Origin of the sequence: Aetokthonos hydrillicola CCALA 1050, assembly GCF_017591665.1 — a bacterium.
GTDB classification, from domain to species: Bacteria; Cyanobacteriota; Cyanobacteriia; order Cyanobacteriales; family Nostocaceae; genus Aetokthonos; species Aetokthonos hydrillicola.
The window spans coordinates 1-1857 of the sequence record NZ_JAAKGC010000336.1 but is presented as its reverse complement, the minus strand read 5'-3'; the positions used below and the strand labels follow the sequence as shown (position 1 = coordinate 1857).

The 1857-nt window shown below is 40.0% G+C and carries 4 protein-coding genes and 1 pseudogene; 4 read left to right on the top strand and 1 reads right to left on the bottom strand.

Translation table 11 applies throughout. The features are described 5' to 3' along the window. A pseudogene (locus tag G4P69_RS37650) lies at window positions 1-191 on the top strand (YcjF family protein); the annotation flags it as partial. Between the two features lie 48 nt (window positions 192-239). Here G4P69_RS37650 and G4P69_RS37645 read toward each other — a convergent pair. Next, window positions 240-401, bottom strand: a complete 162-nt coding sequence (locus G4P69_RS37645) for a hypothetical protein (protein WP_208343732.1) — start codon at window positions 399-401, stop codon at window positions 240-242. Window positions 402-663: 262 nt separating this feature from the next. Here G4P69_RS37645 and G4P69_RS37640 point away from each other — a divergent pair, with 262 nt between their 5' ends. The 3 genes from G4P69_RS37640 to G4P69_RS37630 all read left to right on the top strand — a co-directional run bounded on the left by G4P69_RS37640 (window position 664) and on the right by G4P69_RS37630 (window position 1765). Further along, window positions 664-1083: an ester cyclase gene (locus G4P69_RS37640; protein WP_208343733.1), complete on the top strand. Its 420-nt coding sequence runs from the start codon at window positions 664-666 to the stop codon at window positions 1081-1083. A gap of 64 nt (window positions 1084-1147) precedes the next feature. After that, window positions 1148-1408: a hypothetical protein gene (locus tag G4P69_RS37635; protein WP_208343734.1), complete on the top strand. Its 261-nt coding sequence runs from the start codon at window positions 1148-1150 to the stop codon at window positions 1406-1408. A 57-nt stretch (window positions 1409-1465) separates the two neighbouring features. Further along, window positions 1466-1765 carry a DUF433 domain-containing protein gene (locus G4P69_RS37630; protein WP_208343735.1) on the top strand — a complete coding sequence of 100 codons (300 nt, stop codon included), beginning with the start codon at window positions 1466-1468 and terminating at the stop codon, window positions 1763-1765. Window positions 1766-1857: the final 92 nt, after the last annotated feature.

The following is a 1857-nucleotide window of genomic DNA, read 5'->3' as shown; positions in this document are numbered from 1 at the left end:
CTGGTTACGGAGTCTACGCTGTAGGTAAAGCAGCACAAGTTTATCTCGAAAAAGGCTGCTCTTGGGGACAGTTGGGAGTTAGTACAGTCATTCAAGAGATTCTCTCTGAAGTAGAACCGAATACAATTCTGTATCGCTTACGGCAAGAATTAGGTGAATTTCCAGGGAAGAATACTAATACTTTTAGATGAATTCATTGAAGGGAGTTCGTTTCTCGGTTCACATGACAAACCAGTTTTCTATTTAAGAAATACCTCCCGTCCTGGTGATTTATCCCGCACCGTAGCAAAAATTTCATCGGGGTTTATTTCTGCTGCTTCTACATTATATTCCTCACGGAATCGTTCTATGGATTCACCAAAGTTGGGTGTTTTCTTCAGTAATTTTTCATATTCTTCCATTGAAATAATGACAGCGATTTGTTTAACCTGCTAGGTGATTTCGATTTGTGTACCTTGTTCAACTTCTTGAATAATTTTGTTCAAGTTGATAGAAATCTGTTCGATTGAGTACTGCACAGACATAACTATTTACTCTACCTAAAATTTTTATATTTTCTGATTCTAGCTGATTTCATGCTTGAGATAGGCAACACTGAAGCCGTTTCCCCCCGTCTACAAAACATCGATATACTGAGAAACAATACTTAAGCAACACAAGCTGATGACCGATACTGAGAAAAACAAGCACATAATACGGAACTTTATCGACATAGTTTGGAAAGCTCAAAACTTGGCTGCGTTGAAAGACTTCTGGACAGAGGATTGTATTAACTATGCGATGCCAGGGGCAGATAATCGTGGTATTGATGCACTAGTGCTTTATCATGAGTCGTTCATGGCTGATTTCTCCGCATTCTCTAATACCCAGATTGAGATTATTCAGCAAATCGCTGAGGGAGATAGAGTTGTTAGTTACATAACATTAACAGCCAAGCATAGCGGAACATTCTTCGGCATTCCGCCAACAGGTAAGACGGTTTCAATGTCCGCGATTCGGATTGATCGTTTTCAAGATGGTAAAATTGCTGAGCATTGGTCTGTTTCTGACACAGCGGGTTTGATGCAGCAACTTCAGACTTAGACTCTACTCGACTTTCTAAAATAGAAGAGAGAATAATAACATTACACCTTAGTATAGCTACGAAATGGTAACGGAAGAACAGATTCTTGAACGTTGGCGAAAACTCACACCTCAAAAACAGCAGCAGGTTTTAGAGTTCGTTGAAGAGCTACAATCTCAGCCTGAGGGCGTAGAGCCAGAATCCGAATACACTCCACAAACCCCTTTAGCCAAACAACTGTGGGAAATTCGTAACCGAGCAATAGCCTCTGGAATGCGATTGCTGAACTCAGAAGAAATCGAACAGGAACTTGCAGAACGTCGAGGCGGCTATCTTGAAGCTTAGAATGAAACTAATCACTATGTATCGAATAACAGTAAAATCTTTCCAAAGGAGTTGATATTGGCAACCTTCACTGACATTAGTACATTAATCACTACTAACCCCCAACTTCATGGAGGACGTCCTATCATTGCTGGGACAGGAACATCTGTTCGTAGAGTTGCTGGCTTATATAATCAAGGCTACAGTGCCGAGGAAATTGCCAGGAAATTGAATCACTTGACGATAACACAAGTTTATGCTGCATTAACTCATTATCACGCCAATCGAGAACAAATAGATGAGGATATAGCAGCAGAACAAGAAGCTTATGAACAGCTGGCAAAACAATATTACCAGAAAGCTGATACTCAAAGATGAGTATTATTTTAGGACAACAAAACTATTCAATAGGCGAACAAATGCGTCGTCTTTTAAGATTAATATCTACGAAGTCAGCAGAAGAAATGCGC

Bases quoted from the DNA above. Each gene is read 5' to 3' on its own strand.
- G4P69_RS37645 (WP_208343732.1), bottom strand. From the start codon at position 401: ATGGAAGAATATGAAAAATTACTGAAGAAAACACCCAACTTTGGTGAA.
- G4P69_RS37640 (WP_208343733.1), top strand. From the start codon at position 664: ATGACCGATACTGAGAAAAACAAGCACATAATACGGAACTTTATCGAC.
- G4P69_RS37635 (WP_208343734.1), top strand. From the start codon at position 1,148: ATGGTAACGGAAGAACAGATTCTTGAACGTTGGCGAAAACTCACACCT.